The following is a 14,732-nucleotide window of genomic DNA, read 5'->3' as shown; positions in this document are numbered from 1 at the left end:
AGCCTACTCGGCCTTGACCGTCCGATTCTTACCCGAGCGCTTCGCCCGGTAAAGCGCGGCGTCCGCCGCGGCCACCAGGCCTTCCTTGTCGGATTGTGGCGAGGACGCCAGCGAGGCCGCGCCGAAGGACGCGGTCACCTTCAGGACACCGTCGCCGTCCAGCAGCGGCAGCTCGAGGTCCTCGATGCGCTTGCGCACGCGCTCCGCGAAGTTGAACGCGCCGTCCAGGTCGGTCTGCGGCAACGCGACCGCCATCTCCTCGCCGCCGTAGCGCGCGGGCTCGTCGATCTCACGCGCGGACTGGCGCAGCACCCGCGCCACCGCACGCAGGACCTCGTCGCCCTGCATGTGCCCGTAGGTGTCGTTGACGCGCTTGAAGTTGTCGATGTCGAGCATGATGAGCCCCATCTCGGCGTCGTAGCGGCGGGCGCGCTCGACCTCGGCGTCCATGACCTCCTGGAAGCGCCGGTGGTTGAACAGCCCCGTGAGCTCGTCCGTGACCGCCTGGCGCTGCACGGTTTCGTGCAGGTCGACGTTCTCGACCGACACCGCCGCCTGGCTCGTGAGGTAGGAGAACAGGTCGCGCTCCTGCGGGCTGAACGCGCGATCGCCGCGGGCGACGGAGACGATGGCCAGGACGCGGTCGCCGCCTTCGGTCGCGCTCAAAGGCGCCGCGAGGGCGGACGAGCCACCGACGCTGATCTCCGCCGCCTGGCCCGCGTCCATCACCGCCGCCTCGGCGGCGTGCAACACCCGGTGGAAGCTGCTCGGGTCGCCCGTGTGCGCGACCTCCTCCATCGGCGCGTCGGCGCGTCGGCGCATCGTGGCGCGCCCGCAGTCGCCGCCGACGCCGTCCACCGCCGTCTGCACGACGATCTCCAGCACGCCGACGCGATCCAGGCCGCGCGCGAACGACTCGCCGACGCGGCGGATCGCGTCCTGTAGGCGGCCGCGCTCCCGCTGCAGCTCCTCCAGCCGGCGCTCGAGCTGGACGGCCATCCGGTTGAACTCGTCGCCGAGCGCGGCGAACTCGTCGTTGCCCTCGGTCGGCACCTGGACGCTGAAATCACCGCGACCGATCCGCTGCGCGCCCGACAGCAGCCGCTGGACGTGCTCGGACAGCGTCCGGCTCACGATCAGGAAGAAGATCAGCGCGAGCGCGAGGAACAGGACGGTCAACCCGATCACGAGGAAGACGGCGACGCGCTCCGGCGGCGGCAGCTCGGCCAGCAGGCGCACCGTGACCCGGGAGCCGTCCGGCTCGTCGGCGTTGAAGGAGGTGGTGCGGTAGTCCTCGCCGGCGATCTCGATCGTCTCGCCGCGGCGAAGGTCCGGCAGCTGCTCGGTCGCCGACCGTGGCAGCGTCGTCGCGGCCTGCTCGCCGTCGCGCTCGACGACGGCCTCCATCTCGAGCAGCCCGGCGATCTCGTTGGCGTACTCGCCCGCCTCCGTGGTGGAGACCGTGATCTCCCCCACCTGCCGGTCCTGGTCGTCGACGAGCTGCGCCGACGACGCGGCGATCGCCGTCGCGTCGCCGATCTCGATCGGCCGCCCGAGAGCGTTCGCCGTGAGCCGGATGTACCGGATACCGCCGTCGCGGGCGAGTTGTTGCAGGCGGCTGCGAACCGCGAGCGGCTCGTCGTCGGCGATGCTCGAGGCGAGCCGCGTGTCTTCGGTGATCGGCTGGATGGCCGCCATCGACTCCTGGCGGTGCTGCGCGTACAGGTTCTCCGCGGTCTTCTGCGCCTGCTCGAGGCTCGAGTCCAGCCGCCGGTTGTCGGTCGCGCCGAGGATCTGGAACAGCACGAAGCCGACCGCGAGGATCGGCACGATCACGATGACGGCGAAGAACAGCCGCAAGCGGCCGCGGAAGGAGGGCTGGAGGAGTGGCATGTCGATCGCGAACCGCTCCCGCAATCTATCCAGGGCGGCTATAATCGGCATTGAACGGCGGGACCCCAAGTCCTTCCGCGCATATGGGGCTATAGCTCAGTTGGGAGAGTGCCTGGATCGCACCCAGGAGGTCGCCGGTTCGAGCCCGGCTAGCTCCATCAGCCCGTCTCAGGCAATGCCGAGGCGGGCTTTCGTACGTCTGGGGCGCTTTCGGTCCTGAGGCGGACGTATGCTGCCGCTCCATGCTCGGCGACGTGATCAAGCGGCGCTGTGAGGAGTTGAACCTCACCCAGACCGAGCTCGCGGACCGCGTCGGCGTCCACGTGCGGCAGATCCGCCGCTACGAGCGCGGCGAGCAGCAGCCCGTGCTGGGGGTGGCGGCGAAGCTCGCCGCGACCCTCGGGATCAGCCTGGACGAGCTGGCCGAGCTCGACGGCGGGCCGCTCGACGGCGAGTGGTGGAGCGCGCGGCGGGTGCGGATCGACGGGCGCGAGCTGATCGCGACCACGCCGGTCACGCTCCGGCGCCGCGGCGACGTGATCACGGTCGAAGGGCGCGGCCTGCGCGGCGAGCTGCGCGTGTGGGAGGCCGAGCGCGTGCTCACCGGCTGGTACGGCGGCGCGGGAGCGCCCGGGACGATGTTCTTCGCGCTGCGCGGCGAGGCCGTGGCGGAGGGGCGGTGGGTCGCGCGGACGGCCGACGGGACGGTCGTGAGCGGGTCCGCCGTGCTGGCCCGGACCCGTGAGGACGCGACGCAGGTCATCGCCGCGCTGACCGGCTGATTCAACAATCGCCGCAATTTGCCGACGAAAGTGACGAACTATCACTCGACTCGGCCGGAAGACACGGCCAGGAAAGGACCGAAGCGCCGTGTCTGGGCTCTTCTCCAATCTCAATATCAGCCGCAAAGCGGCCACGTGGCTCGCCTTCGGCGCCACCGGCGTCGCGACGGGCGCCGTGTGGGCGTCCGGCTTCGCCTCGATCTCACCCACCAGCAACGCGGCGGCCGAGTCGCCTGCCATGGCCAAGACCGCGCCGGGCAACTCGACGTCCGCGCTGAACGGCAAGGCTGCCCCCGTCGACGCCCTCGTGTTCGACTGGGACGGCCGCTGGGGCAAGGTGACGACCCCGAAGGTCATGTTCAAGGTCGACCTCACGGGCCCGGAGTACGCCGGCACCAAGGAGTACAACGTCGCCGTCCTGCTGTCCAAGACGTCCGTGCTGACGGGTTGGGCGACGCTGCAGCTCGAGTTCGAGCGCGTGCAGGAGGCCGCCAGCGGCACCTGCGACGCGGCCGACTTCGACGGCGCGACGAACACGCGCGTGCTCAACGTGGACGACCAGGACGCCGCCGTGTACTGGAACAACCTCCCCGGGAACGCGGTGCACTGCATCGGCGTCGACACGAGCACCGGCGACGACCACACCGGCACGTTCCTGCGCTCCGCGCAGGACTCCGAGCCGACCGGCCACCCGCTGTTCATCGCGACCGTGGACCGCGCGGCCTAACCGCCGCAGGCAGCCGTGCCGCCGACGACGCTCCTTGCCGACCCGGGTCTCCGGGTCCTCGGACAGCGCGCTCGCACGCATCGCGTCGAGCGCGCCGTCGTCGGCGACCGCCGAGCCGGCGGCACGCGCTGGCTCGGGTTCGTCCTGGTCCTGCTGGTCGTCGCCGGCGGGTTCGGGTTTCTGCGCACCTGGCCGCCGATCGCGACCGTGATGTCGGCCAGCATGGCGCCGACGATCGACACGGGCGACATCGTCGTGCTCAAGCGCCTCGACGGCGCCCCGCGCGTCGGCGAGATCGTGCTGATCCAGGTCCCCGACGATGCGCGCTCGCGCTACGGCTACCCGCCGGTGGTCATCCACCGCGTGGTCAAGATCACGGCCGACGGCGAAGTGACCACCAAGGGCGACGCCAAGCCCGACGCGGACCCGTTCACGGTGCCGCAGACGGCGATCACGACCCGCGTCCTGACGAGCATTCCGGCCGCCGGACAGGCGTTCAGCTTCCTCGGCAGCACGCTCGGGCTGCTCTGGATCGCCGGCGGCGTGCTCATGTTCTTCGTGCTGCCCGCGCTGGAGCGCCACCGCGAGACGCAGCGCCGCGCCGAGCAGGAGCGCGAGACCCGCGAGCACGTGCTCGACGTGCTCCGCGAGCAGGTCGAGTCGCTCCCGGCGCAGATCGAGCAGGCCGTGGCCGCCGCCGTCGCGCAGGTGACGCCGGAGACGGCCGAGGCGCGCATCGCGGCCGCAGCCGAGCGCGCCGCCGTCGCGGCTGCGCCGCTGATCGCCGGCCCGGCGCCGCTGCGGCTGGTGTCCACGGCGCAGTTCGAGGCGCTCGGCGCCCTGCGCGTGGCCCCGCGCCCGGCGCCCGCGACCCCGTTCGTGCCGCCGCGACGGACCCCCGTGCCGGTGCTGGCGAGCGCGGTCGCGCCGTTCGCGTGGACGCGCGCCGCGGCCCCCGCGACACCGCCGGCAGCGCCGGCTTCGCCGACCTTCGGCCCACGCCTCACGCTTCCGACGCCGGTCTTCGGGCCGCCGCGCCCCGCCCCCGCGGCGCCTGCATCGACCTCCGGCCTGCGCGTCTCTCTGCCCACCCCCACTTTCGGGCCCGCGCGGCCCGCCCCCGAGGCGCCCGCGCCGACCTCCGGCCGGCGCGTCTCGCTGCCCACCCCCACCTTCGCGCCCTCGCGGCCCGCCCCCGCGGCACCGACTGCAGGTGCGCCGGCGGTGCGCTGGCGTGCCCTTCCCGCGGCGTTCGTCGCTCAGCCGGCGCCTCCCGCGCCGGCGGTCGCTCCGCGACGGCTCGCGGCTGCCTCCCGGTTGGTCGCCGCCTCGCAGGCCGGGACGACCCGGTTCGTCGCGGCGAGCGAGCTCAGCGTCGCTTGACCCGCGTGCCCGCGCTTGCGAACGTGCGGGCGGGATGCATCACACGCTGATCGTTGCCAACCGGACCGCGGCGACGCCGGTGCTGCTGCAGGAGATCGACCGCCGGGCGGAGTTCCGGCGCACCGCGTTCACGCTGCTGGTGCCGGACGCGACGCCGAGCAACTGGCGCCTCGAGGACGCCGTGAACACGCTGCGCGACGCGGCGGCGGGGATCAACGGGACGCGGCCGACGTGGGTGGACGGGATCGCGAACGCGAGCGAGGACCCGTTCGAGGCGGTCAAGTCCGCGGTGGAGACCGGCGAGTACGACGACATCGTCGTGTCCACGCTGCCGTCGCGCACGTCGGTGTGGCTCAAGCGGGACCTGCCGCGGCGGGTGGAGGCGCTCGGCCTGCCCGTGGCCGTGATCACGCCGGCGACCAGCCACGGCTTCTCGCTGTTCGCGAAGGGTCCCGGCTCCTATGAGAGCGGGCGCTGAGCGGCGGCTTCGACCGCCCCGTAGAAGTCCTCGGGGCTGTCGTCCGGACCGGCCATCGCTCGCTGGGTGAGCAGAACCGCGACGGTGTCGTGGCTCGGGTCCACGCTCGCGGTCGTGCCCGTGCCGCCCGTCCAGCCCCAGGCGCCGGTCTCCGTGATCACGCCGGTGCCGAGCCCCCAGCTGGCTCCCGGAGGGAGGAACGCGTCCGAGGCCGTGGCGCGCTGCTGGGGGGTGAGCGCGTCGGCGCTGAACGCGGCGCGCGAGGCATCGCTGAGCAACTCGCCGTCCGCGATCGCGTTGCAGAAGCGCAGGATGTCCCCGGCCGTCGAGACGAGCCCACCGCTGAGCTGCTCGAACCCGGGCGGGCGCGCGAACCTGCCGTCCGGCGGGTCGGTCAGCTCCAGCGCGCCGTCGTCCCCCGGCCGGTAGGCGGCCGCCATCCGCGCGGGGTCGACGGCGGCGAACGCCGTGTCGGCCAGCCCGAGCGGCCCGAACACGCGCTCGGCCAGCAGCTCGCTCAGCGTCCGCCCGGTCGCGCGCTCGAGGACGATCCCGAGCAGGTTCATGCTCGTCTCGTAGCGCCAGCCCTCGCCCGGCTGGAACACCAGCGGCAGCTGCCCCACGCGCGCGATGAACTCGTCAGCACCGATGGTGTGGCCCATCGGGCTCGCGAACACGCCCCGCTCCATCATCGCCGTGATCAGCGGCGAGGACTCCAGCCCGACGCCCCAGCCCGAGGTGAGCGTCAGCAGGTGCCGGACCGTGACGGGCCGGACCGCGGGCACCGTGTCGTCGAGCGGGCCGTCGGCGGCGCGCAGCACGCGCGGCGACGCCAGCTCGGGCGCCCAGCGCGCGACCTCGTCGTCGAGCGCGATCACCCCGTCCTCGACCAGGCTCAGCGTGAGCACGCCGCCGATCGGCTTCGTCACCGACGCGATCCGGAACAGCGTGTTCGTCCGCATCGGCGGGCTGCCGGCCTCGATCGCCGTCCGCCCCGCCGCGTGGATCTCCACGTGCCCGCGCACGCGCACCGCCGCCACGTAGCCCGGGATGCGCCCGGAGGCGACGGCCGCGTCGGGCACGGCCCAGATCTCATCGAAGCTCATGTACCGGATTGACTGCCCGTACCCGCCCGATTCATCGCTCGTCCGACTTCGCTACGATCCGCACATGGACCGGTTCGACGACGTCGACATCCGGATCGTGGATGAGCCCGAGCCCACGCGCGCGCCGCGGCGGCTCGGTCACGCGGCCATCGCCCTGACGGCGGCCGCGGTCCTCACCGGCACGCTGGCCGCCAGCGCCACGGCGCTGACGGGCACCGCCCAGGCGCCCACCCGCGCCGCCGAGTCGTCCTCGGCGGAGTCGTGGTGGGACGGGAAGTGCCGCAAGGGCGAGGATCACCGTCGCGCGACGGTGACCTACTAGCTCCCCCGCAGATCCGCGATCACAGCACTGGCGAGGCGCAGGCGAAGCGCGAGGATGCGCGCGAGGTCGCGCAGCATCAGGTTCGCGATGGCCGGCTCGTGCTCGTGCAGGCGGTCGAACGCGGCGAGGTCGATGCGGACGACCTCGACGTCGGTGAGCGCCTCGAGCGTCGCCGAGCGCGGGTAGCCGTCGAAGAACGCGAGCTCGCCGAGCACGGACGGTGCCTCGATCGCCTTGAACGAGCCCTCGTCGCGCGGCAGGCGGACGCCCACCGTGCCCTCGGTCAGCAGGTACAGCGCGCGGTCCTCCTCGCCGGCCTGGACGAGCGCGAGGCCTGCGCCGAGGTGCCGCACGTCGGCGTACGAGAAGACGGTCGCCCAGTCCGCCGCGGTGGCGTCCGGCATGAACAGCAGGTCGGCGGAGTCTTCGTGGGCTTCCTCCGCGAAGACGGTGAACGGTCCCTCGTGCACGGCGCAAACGTACAGGGTCAAGCGGAGAACTCGGCCAGCGCCCGCGCCTCTTTGTCCACCTGGGCGCGTTGTCGCCGGTTGAGGTCGACGAACGGGGTGACCGTGCCGTCCGGTTTCCACGTCCCCGCGACCTGGCCGTCGACCAGGAACGTGCCGATCGACTGCGGCATCTTGGTGTGGAAGATGCGCTCGCGAAACGCCTCCGGGAGGATCAGCGCGCGCCGGGCGTGGACGAGCAGCGTCGCGTCCCAGGTCGGCAGAAAGCGCACGGGGGCGGGCGTGTCCGGGTCGGGGAGCGGGAGGTCCGGGAGGTCGTAGAGCGTCGTGCCGTCCTCGGCCTCGTGTGTGTCGAGGCCGTCGAGCGCCGGCTCGATCTCCTTGATGCCCATGCCCGCCCAGTTCGCGATGTCGCCCTTCGCCGCCGGGCCGAACCCGGTCAGGTAGCGCCTGACCAGGTGGCCGACCGGGTCGTCGACCGGCGGCTGCGGCAGCCAGTCCTCGGCGAGGCCGAAGTTGTCGGCGCGGCGCTTCTCCCACGTGCCCTGCGGCGGGACGCGGACCATGTCGACCCACGCGCCGACGCCCTGCAGCGCCTCCTTCCCGATCAGCGCGTCGATCTCCTTACGGCGGAGCGGCCCGTCCTTCAGCGCCGCGCGCAGCGTCGCCGCCGCCTCGTCCAGCGGCCCGTGCTTGCTCACGCGCGTCCACCAGGCGCGGCGCGAGTCGCGGATCGCGAGCGTCAGCGGCCAGTAGTCGGCCGCCGACACGAGGTGGATCGTGAAGCGCATCAGCGTCCCCTGGACGATCGAGCGGTCCTCCAGCGCGCGCGTCACCGCGTCGCGCTCGAGGCCGGCCACGCGCGACCACAGCCCGATGTACATCGACGGCGCGTACTGCGCCTGCAGGCCGGCCATCGCGTCCAGCGCGGCCGGCAGGTCGAGCTCGCGCCGCTCGAGCAGCCCTTGGCGCGCGAGCACGGCGCGGTTGAGCTGGCGCTGGGTGAGGATCACACCGCAGCGGCGATTACGTCCACCACGGCCTCGGTGGAGAGCGCGGTGGAGTCGATCACGAGGTGGTAGAGCGCGGGGTCGCGGGCGTCGACGCCGTAGAAGTGACGCACGTAGGCCTCGCGTGCGCGATCGCCGTCGCGCCGCAGGCGCTCCGCGTCGGACTTGGAGAGCCCTTCGTACTCCATCGCCTGCGCCACGCGGCGCTCCGGCGGACCGTCCAGGCGCACGTGCAGCGCCTCCGCGTGGCGACGCAGGATCACGGCGGCCGCGCGGCCGAGGATGACCGCGCCACCGGCGGCGGCGTGCTCGCGGATCAGCCGCTCGGTCTCGCGCCGGTAGTCCTCGCCGGCCAGCACGCCGGCCTGGACCATCGCGCCGGCGAGCTCGGGCAGCAGCGCGAAGCTGGACGCGAGCCGCCCGATCGCGTCACCGAGCGACTCGTCGTGGGCGAGCGCGTCGTCGAGCGAGCAGCCGAGCCGATCGGCCACGGCCGTCGGGATCGCGCGGTCCAGGAACTCGACGCCCAGGCGCTCGGCCACGGCGGGGCCGATCCGGCTGCCGCCGGCGCCATAGGACGCGGAGATGGTGACGAGCGGTGGCGTGCCCAAACGTTACCCCCAGTTGACTGCCTTGCACTCCGGAAGCCGCGCGGCCTCGGCTTCCGCGGCCTCGCGCACGGCCTTGGCGAGCTTGCCGAACGGTTCGATGCTCACCACGCCGTCCTCCAGCGTCCACACACCCGCCATCACGCCGTCGACGAGCAGGACGGGCGAGAACCAGCCGCCCGGGCGGTAGATGCGCTCGGGATGCGCGGTCGCACGCTTGTCGCGGGGCGCGGCGACGACGTACTGGTCGAACGCCGGCAGCAGCCGCACGTACCCCGCCGGCGCGGCCGCCTCGATCGCCGCGACGTCCTCCTCCAGCGCCAGCCCGAACTCGGTCTCGACCACGTCGTCCGGGAACCACTTGCCGGCCTGAGCCGGCGACGGGTGCCCGAACCACTTGGCCAGCTCCTCACGCGTCGCCGGGCCGTAGCGGGTGAGGAAGCGCCGCGCGACGTCCTTCGTCGCCGCCTTCGGGTCCATCGGCTCGAACGGCTCGGGCAGCGTGAAGCGCCCGTCCTCGGCGTAGATCAGCTCGCCCCGGAACGCGACCGGCTTGAGCAGGTCGCCGTAGCCACGCGCGAGCCCCGGGTGGAGCGTCGCCAGCTCCTCGCGGCTCTTGGGCCCCTCGCGCAGCGCGGCCGGGACGCCCTCGATGATCGCCTTCACGTCGTCCTCGCCCAGCTTGAAGTGCTTGAGCCAGGACCTGGTCTCGTAGCGCGGCTTGAGCGCGGCCTGCGCGCCCACCCACAGCGGGAGCTCGTCCGTGCGGTGCAGGTGCAGCGTGCCGCGCTGGGCCCACGTCTTGACCAGCGTCCGGTCCCGCCACAGCAGCTCGTGGACGTCCGGCGGGTCGTCCATCCGCGCCCACAGCGTCAGCTGGGCGCTGGAGAGCACCTGCGCGTGCAGGCCGCAGAGGTCCGAGACGACCGCGAGCGGGTCAGTCGCGTGCGCCGTCAGGTGCTGGCGCGCCATGCGCCAGGCCAGGACGGATTCCCACTTCATGCCCGACAAGATCCTGGATCGTGCCGACGCCCGCGTTGCGGACCGCCCGGCCGAGGTCCCGGTTGATGCGCCGAGCCCACAGCGGGCCGCCGTAGACGAAGCCGGTGTAGCCCTGCACGAGGGTCGCGCCGGCACGCACGCGCTGGAGCACGTCCTGCGCGTTCTCGACGCCGCCGACCGACACGAGCAGGACCCGGTCGCCCACCCGCGCGCGCAGCCGGCGCAGCACCGCGAGCGAGCGCGCCTTCAGCGGCGCGCCGGACACGCCGCCCGGCCGCGCCAGCAGGTCCGCGGGCGCATCCAGCCCTTCGCGGGAGATCGTCGTGTTGGTCGCGATCAGCCCGTCCAGCCCGGCCTCGACGGCGAAGTCCGCGAGCTGGTCGAGCTGCTCGTCGGTGAGATCCGGGGCGAGCTTGACCAGCACGGGCTTGTCGGTCTCCCCACGCACGGCGTCGAGGAGCTCGCCCAGGTGCTCGATCGTCTGCAGGTCGCGCAGCCCGCTCGTGTTCGGCGAGCTGACGTTGATCACGACGAAGTCGGCGTGCGGTGCGAGCAGCGCGGCGGACGCCCGGTAGTCCTCGGCCGCCTGCTCCAGCGGCGTGACCTTCGACTTGCCGATGTTGATCGCGACGATCCCGCGGCCGGAACGCTGCGCGAGCTTGCCGACGACCGCCTGCGCGCCCGGGTTCGGGAACCCCATGGCGTTGAGCAGGCCACGGTCGGCGGGAAGCCGGAACACCCGCGGGCGCGGGTTGCCGGGCTGCGCGTGCGCGGTGATCGTCCCGACCTCGACGAAGCCAAAGCCGAGGTTGCCGAGGCCCTCGAACGCCGTCGCGTGCTTGTCCAGGCCGGCGGCCACGCCCAGCGGGCTGTCGAACTCCAGGCCCAGCGCCCGCACGCGCAGCACGGGGTCCGCTTCGGCGCGCGGCAGCCGGGCGGCGAGCGCAAGCGCGCGGGTCCCGAGCAGGTGTGCGTTCTCGGCGTCGACGCGCGAGAGCACCCGGCTGTAGAGAGCGGCGTACAAGCGGCACCAGACTAGCCTGGGGGCCTTGCTCCGCCTCCGCATCGCGCTGCTCGCCGCTGTGCTCTTCGTGGGCGCCGCCGCCCTCCTCGTGTACCAGGCCGACGACCCGGACGAGAACGTCCAGGTCATCCCGACGCCGCCCGGTGCCGAGCGCGGCGAGCCCGTCGCGGACCCGTTCGCGTGGTCGGCGGAGCGCTCGGACGAACTCACGCGGCGCGCCGCCGCGGGCACGAGCCGCGTGCTCTACACGCGCTCTCCGGGCGGGGCGGCGGAGACGGCCGCGCGGGTCGCGCGCTTCCGGGAACCGGTGGAGGCCGCCGCGCGGGAGGCCGGGGTGAACCCGGACCTGCTCGAAGGGCTCGTGTTCCTGGAGAGCGCGGGCCGGCCGGACGTGCTCGCGCCCGGCGGGATCGAGAGCGCCGCGGGCTTGACGCAGATCCTCGCCGAGACGGGCCAGAACCTGCTCGACATGGACATCGACCTCGAGCGCAGCCGCTCCTACACGCGCCGGCTCGAGACCGCGCAGCGCGAGGCGAACGGGCCGCGCATCCGGGCGCTCACCCGGGCTCGCGCCCGCGTGGACGATCGCTTCGACCCCGCGAAGGCGCTCGCCGGCACCGCGCGCTACCTCAAGCTCGCGCTGGCCGAGTTCGACGGCCGCGAGGACCTCGCGCTCGTCTCCTACCACATGGGCATGGGCAACCTGAACAACGTCCTGGAGGCATTCGGCGGCGGCCCGCGGCCGTACGTGGAGCTGTATTTCGACTCCAACCCGCGCCGGCACCGGGCCGCGCACGACCTGCTCGTGGGCTTCGGCGACGACTCCTCGAACTACTACTGGAAGCTGCTGGCCGCGCGGGACGTCATGCGCGCGCACCGGCAGGATCCTGAGGCCCTGCGCCGGACCGCGGCCGAGCGCGTGCAGGACGCGAGCGGGCGGGGGCGCCTGCTCGCCGGGGCGCCGCGGGGCGATCTGGGCACCCTCAACGCCACGCCCGAGAACACGGGGCTCGAGGTCGCGCCCGAGCTCGAGCTGCGCGACGAGGCCGCCGCCGTCGCGGCCTACATGGGCTCCGAGGTGCGCTCCATCCTGGGATCGGGCGCGCTGCGGATCACGAGCGCGACGGACGGCGGGTGGAGCTTCCGCGTCTCCCGCGACTACGCCTCCGAGCGTCAGGCGCTGGCGTTCCAGTACGTGCTGGACCGCCTGACGGTGCTCGACGTGATCGCCTGGTCACGCGCGGAGCGGACGATCCGCGTCACGGCGGGCCGTGACGCGGACGTGCTCACACCGCTCCTGGACCGGCTGGGGTGAGTTCTTCTTCCTGCGCGGGCGCCGACTGCGCGGCGCGGGCCTCATACGCGGCGCGGGCACGCTGGTCGGTGTCCACGACGTGGTTGGAGTTCATCGCGCGGGACACCGCCTCGCGCACGCGGCGCGGGACGACGGCGCCCGTCCAGATCACGCCGGCGAGGCGCTTCGGGGCCCAGACGTCGAACTTGGGGACCTTCAAGGCGTCCACCGTCTGCGCCGCGATCTGCTCGGGCGAGACGCGCGGGACGCCGCGCAGGTCCGGCACGCCGGCGGCCAGCTCGGTCTTGGCGAAGCCCGGCATCACGACCGTGACCTCGACGCCCGTCCCGCGCAGCTCCGCGCGGACGGCCTCGGACAGCCCGATGACGGCGTGCTTGGTGGCGCAGTAGGTCGCGAGGCCCGGGGCGGCGGCACGGCCGGCGAGCGAAGCGACGTTGACGATGTGGCCCGTCCGGCGCGGGCGCATGCGGCGCATCGCCTCCTGCGTGCCGTGGATGACGGCGCGCACGTTGATCTCCAGCTGGCGCGAGATCGACGCCTCGTCCTCGGCCTCCAGCGGGGTCACGTGCATGATCCCGGCGTTGTTGACGAGGATGTCGATCGGGCCGAGGCGGCGCTCGACCTCGTCGAGGAACGCGGTGAAGGCGGGTCGGTCGGTCACGTCGAGCGGGAGGCCGAGCGAGCCGTTCGCCAGGCTCGCGGCGGAGGTCTCGGCGGCGGCGCCGTCGAGATCGCCGATGGCGACCACGACCCCCTCGCGCGCGAGGGCCTGTGCGAGCGCCAGCCCGATGCCGCGGGCTCCTCCCGTGATGACGGCGACCTTGCCGCTCAACGAGCGGGGAGTCTTGGACATGACTCGATTATGGCCGGTAAGCGAGTGACCGAAAGTCCAGATCGGTCACAGGAAGGCTCCGCTGGGCAGGTAGGGGCGGAACGGGCCGACCTCGCCGCTCACGAATACGCCGCCCGTCCCGGCCCTCAGCTCCAGCCCGGCCTCCACGCACACCCGGATCGCCCACTGCTGGGAGCTGGTGAGCCACTCCACCATCATCTCGCTCTCAGCCCGGGCGAGCGCGGCGCGCAGCAGGTCGGCCGCCGCGTCCTCGTCGCGCGCGGCGAGCAGCCGCAGGCCGCCGCCCGGCGGCACGACCGCGTAGCCGCGCTCCGGCGCGATCAGCAGGGTCTGCCCCATCTCCAGCTGCGCGCCGATGTCGACCCCGTGCGCGGCGCCGCGCACGTGGCGGTCGACCGTCTCCGTGAGCGGGATGTCGCCCGCGTCGCCCTCGACGATCCCGCCGGGCGCGGTCACCCGCGGCGTACCGAAGGCGCTCGCCGACGGGTGGAAGTCCAGGCCGAGGCGGGAGTAGGCCCGCAGCGCACGCGGGTCCGGCGAGGCGAGGATGATCCGCCCGCGCGCGCCCGCGGCGTACTCGTTCGCCCGCCGCAGCAGCGCGCTGCCGGTGCCGCTGGACTGCATGTCCGGCCGCACGATCAGCAGCGAGAGGCCCCAGACGTCCTCGCGCCGGAGCGCGAGCGCACAGCCGACGATCGCGCCGTCGTGCTCGGCCACCCAGGCGCCCTCGGGGTCGGTGGTGGCGAGGTGGCGGTAGCGGATGTGCGCCTGCGCCGGGTCGGGACGCGGCTCGGGCGGCTCGTCGCGGCTGGCGCTGAGGGCCTCGAAGGTGAGGAGGTTGAGCTCGTGGACCTCCTCGACGTCTTCCACGCGCATCGGACGCAGCTCGGGCACGACTACGATCCTCGCATGGGGAGCCTCGTGGTCGGCGATCAGCGGCTGGCGTACACCGAGTACGGCTCCGGCCCGAAGCTCGCGGTCCTGCTGCACGGGCTGCTGTTCAACCAGCGCATGCACGCGGCGCTGGCGCAGGCGCTGGCCGAGCGCGGGCACCGCGTCGTGACGCTCGACCTGCTCGGCCACGGCGACTCGGATCGCCCCGCGGACAAGTGGCGCTACTCGATGCCCGCGTTCGGCGCGCAGGTGATCGCGCTGCTGGACGAGCTCGACGCCGACGAGGCCGTGCTGCTCGGCACCTCGCTGGGTGCGAACGTCGCGCTGGAAGCCGCCGTGCGCTCGCCTGAGCGCGTGCGCGCCTTGGTGGTCGAGATGCCCGTGCTCGACCACGCGCTCATCGGCTGCGCGATCTTCTTCACGCCCGTGATGATCGCGCTGACCGCCGGCGAGCCCGCGATGCGCGGGCTGTCCCGGCTCACGCGGCTGGTGCCGCGGCGCCGGTTGCCGTGGCAGGCGGACATCCTGCTCGACTGGGTGCGTCAGGACCCGGCGCCGAGCGCCGCGGTCTTCCAGGGCCTGTTCTTCGGGCGCACCGCACCGCCGCGGGAGGAACGGGCGGCGATCGAGGCGCCGACGTTGGTGATCGGACACCAGTACGACATCGTCCATCCCTTCTCGGACGCCGGTATGCTCGCGGAGGAGCTTCCTCATGCGGAGCTCATGCAGGCCCACTCGTTGATCGAGTTGCGGGTCGCTCCTAAGCGCCTTACCAACGAGATCGGACGGTTTCTGGACGAGTGTTGGCTCCCCCGCGCGGCGAATGTCCGCGCGCGGGCGTCCTAAATCAATCTTCCACCGCTACCAT

General features: G+C 73.2%; 16 protein-coding genes and 1 tRNA gene. 8 read left to right on the top strand and 9 right to left on the bottom strand.

The genetic code is table 11. The annotated features are described in order from the left end of the window. Positions 1-3 precede the first annotated feature (3 nt). Complete coding sequence (locus tag OJ962_RS15565; RefSeq protein ID WP_202954477.1) at positions 4-1,893, bottom strand: GGDEF domain-containing protein; 1,890 nt, start codon at positions 1,891-1,893, stop codon at positions 4-6. A gap of 85 nt (positions 1,894-1,978) precedes the next feature. Between OJ962_RS15565 and OJ962_RS15560 the strand changes: the two genes are divergently transcribed. The 5 genes from OJ962_RS15560 (at position 1,979) to OJ962_RS15540 (ending at position 5,263) form a co-directional block, all read left to right on the top strand. Continuing rightward, a tRNA-Ala gene (locus OJ962_RS15560) sits at positions 1,979-2,051 on the top strand. A gap of 84 nt (positions 2,052-2,135) precedes the next feature. Next, the gene (locus OJ962_RS15555) at positions 2,136-2,675 is read left to right on the top strand and encodes a helix-turn-helix transcriptional regulator (protein ID WP_202954478.1); all 540 of its coding nucleotides are present in this window, start codon (positions 2,136-2,138) and stop codon (positions 2,673-2,675) included. Between the two features lie 88 nt (positions 2,676-2,763). Further along, positions 2,764-3,402, top strand: coding sequence for a hypothetical protein (locus OJ962_RS15550; RefSeq protein ID WP_202954479.1), 639 nt, complete (start codon positions 2,764-2,766; stop codon positions 3,400-3,402). 15 nt (positions 3,403-3,417) lie between these two features. Then, positions 3,418-4,785: a signal peptidase I gene (locus OJ962_RS15545; RefSeq protein WP_202954480.1), complete on the top strand. Its 1,368-nt coding sequence runs from the start codon at positions 3,418-3,420 to the stop codon at positions 4,783-4,785. Between the two features lie 34 nt (positions 4,786-4,819). Next, a complete protein-coding gene (locus OJ962_RS15540) occupies positions 4,820-5,263 on the top strand; it encodes a hypothetical protein (RefSeq protein ID WP_202954481.1) in 444 nt (147 codons plus the stop codon). Here OJ962_RS15540 and OJ962_RS15535 read toward each other — a convergent pair. Next, complete coding sequence (locus OJ962_RS15535) at positions 5,245-6,369, bottom strand: serine hydrolase domain-containing protein (RefSeq protein ID WP_202954482.1); 1,125 nt, start codon at positions 6,367-6,369, stop codon at positions 5,245-5,247. The genes OJ962_RS15540 and OJ962_RS15535 overlap by 19 nt on opposite strands. Positions 6,370-6,433: 64 nt before the next feature. Here OJ962_RS15535 and OJ962_RS15530 point away from each other — a divergent pair, with 64 nt between their 5' ends. After that, positions 6,434-6,691, top strand: coding sequence for a hypothetical protein (locus OJ962_RS15530; protein WP_202954483.1), 258 nt, complete (start codon positions 6,434-6,436; stop codon positions 6,689-6,691). On the opposite strand, the gene OJ962_RS15525 is transcribed toward OJ962_RS15530, so the two are convergent. Genes OJ962_RS15525 through OJ962_RS15505 form a run of 5 tightly spaced genes read right to left on the bottom strand, consistent with a single transcriptional unit; the run spans position 6,688 to position 10,802 of the window. Continuing rightward, on the bottom strand, positions 6,688-7,161 hold the full coding sequence (locus OJ962_RS15525) for a Crp/Fnr family transcriptional regulator (protein ID WP_202954484.1): 474 nt from the start codon (positions 7,159-7,161) through the stop codon (positions 6,688-6,690). The two genes, OJ962_RS15530 and OJ962_RS15525, sit on opposite strands and share 4 nt — an antisense overlap. A 17-nt stretch (positions 7,162-7,178) precedes the next feature. After that, complete coding sequence (locus OJ962_RS15520) at positions 7,179-8,171, bottom strand: winged helix DNA-binding domain-containing protein (protein ID WP_202954485.1); 993 nt, start codon at positions 8,169-8,171, stop codon at positions 7,179-7,181. Then, positions 8,168-8,779 (bottom strand): cytidylate kinase-like family protein, encoded by a 612-nt coding sequence (locus OJ962_RS15515; protein WP_202954486.1) that lies wholly within the window; start codon positions 8,777-8,779, stop codon positions 8,168-8,170. The genes OJ962_RS15520 and OJ962_RS15515 overlap by 4 nt, the downstream gene beginning before the upstream one ends. A gap of 3 nt (positions 8,780-8,782) precedes the next feature. Next, positions 8,783-9,778 (bottom strand): DNA glycosylase AlkZ-like family protein, encoded by a 996-nt coding sequence (locus OJ962_RS15510; protein WP_202954487.1) that lies wholly within the window; start codon positions 9,776-9,778, stop codon positions 8,783-8,785. Then, positions 9,714-10,802: a quinone-dependent dihydroorotate dehydrogenase gene (locus OJ962_RS15505; protein ID WP_202954488.1), complete on the bottom strand. Its 1,089-nt coding sequence runs from the start codon at positions 10,800-10,802 to the stop codon at positions 9,714-9,716. Before OJ962_RS15505 ends, OJ962_RS15510 begins: the two co-directional genes overlap by 65 nt. Before the next feature lie 25 nt (positions 10,803-10,827). Between OJ962_RS15505 and OJ962_RS15500 the strand changes: the two genes are divergently transcribed. Then, positions 10,828-12,117, top strand: coding sequence for a lytic transglycosylase domain-containing protein (locus tag OJ962_RS15500; protein WP_202954489.1), 1,290 nt, complete (start codon positions 10,828-10,830; stop codon positions 12,115-12,117). On the opposite strand, the gene OJ962_RS15495 is transcribed toward OJ962_RS15500, so the two are convergent. Beyond that, on the bottom strand, positions 12,089-12,970 hold the full coding sequence (locus OJ962_RS15495) for an SDR family oxidoreductase (RefSeq protein WP_202954490.1): 882 nt from the start codon (positions 12,968-12,970) through the stop codon (positions 12,089-12,091). The genes OJ962_RS15500 and OJ962_RS15495 overlap by 29 nt on opposite strands. 45 nt (positions 12,971-13,015) lie before the next feature. Beyond that, positions 13,016-13,864 carry a GNAT family N-acetyltransferase gene (locus OJ962_RS15490; RefSeq protein ID WP_202954491.1) on the bottom strand — a complete coding sequence of 283 codons (849 nt, stop codon included), beginning with the start codon at positions 13,862-13,864 and terminating at the stop codon, positions 13,016-13,018. Between the two features lie 15 nt (positions 13,865-13,879). Here OJ962_RS15490 and OJ962_RS15485 point away from each other — a divergent pair, with 15 nt between their 5' ends. Then, positions 13,880-14,710, top strand: coding sequence for an alpha/beta fold hydrolase (locus OJ962_RS15485; protein ID WP_202955197.1), 831 nt, complete (start codon positions 13,880-13,882; stop codon positions 14,708-14,710). Positions 14,711-14,732: the final 22 nt, after the last annotated feature.

Origin of the sequence: Solirubrobacter deserti (assembly GCF_027587175.1) — a bacterium.
GTDB lineage: Bacteria > Actinomycetota > Thermoleophilia > Solirubrobacterales > Solirubrobacteraceae > Solirubrobacter > Solirubrobacter deserti.
The sequence above is the reverse complement of the archived record's forward strand: the minus strand, read 5'-3'. Positions and strand labels throughout refer to the sequence as shown.